Source organism: Polaromonas sp. P1_G2, from assembly GCF_056405515.1.
This window is the reverse complement of sequence record NZ_JBFUBY010000627.1, coordinates 1-702: the sequence shown is the minus strand read 5'-3', so window position 1 is coordinate 702 and position 702 is coordinate 1. Positions and strand designations below refer to the sequence as shown.

The following is a 702-nucleotide window of genomic DNA, read 5'->3' as shown; positions in this document are numbered from 1 at the left end:
GTCGATGGTGACATAGATCTCGTCGGGCGTCTTGTCGCCTTCCGTCTTGATGTTGAGGTAATAAATGCCCTTCACCGGAATTGTGATCTTCATCTGGTAGCTTCTGTCGGCTTCGTTCCAGTAGCCGTCCTCGTCGGTACCGTCCTCGTGCCAGAGTTCCTTGCCGAAGGAAAACAGATAGCCCTTGTTGGCGTCCAGAACCTCGCCCTCGACGAAATTCCAGCTGTTGACCGGCAGGCTGGCATCGATGCCGACCTGCAGAACCTGGCTGTCGCTGGTGACCCCGATCGGGCCGACAATGGCATAGCTCAGCATCGGATATTGTTCGCCGGGCTCGACGGCATCGTCGTCGCTGGCCGGCGTGTCCGACTTGCCGGCCACGATGTCGCCCGGCCGGGAAGGTGCCTCCTGGCGTGTGACATTGCTGTGGAAGACGGATTCCGCATCGAAGCTCAGCACGAAAGCGGTCAGCAGGCTGAGCAACCCGAAGGCGATGAACACATAGGCCACCTTGGTATAGTCCACGCTTTCGCGCGAGGGAGGACCGGGCGGCTGCGGATCGGGCTGCGGCGGATCCGCATTCTGTGCTTTTCGGCCGAAGCTTGGTTTGCTCATCGTCATCGGCTTCAGATCAGGAAGGCCAGCACGACAGCGAAGGCGATGGCTGTCGTGGCTTCGAGAATGCCGGCGCCGACATTACGG

At 60.3% G+C, this 702-nt stretch carries 1 protein-coding gene; it reads right to left on the bottom strand.

Annotated elements, in window-relative coordinates; genetic code table 11:
- On the bottom strand, nucleotides 1-615 hold a 615-nt coding region (locus tag AC1D0P_RS26600; RefSeq protein ID WP_477679469.1), incomplete at its 3' end, for a hypothetical protein.
- Between the last annotated feature and the right edge of the window lie 87 nt (nucleotides 616-702).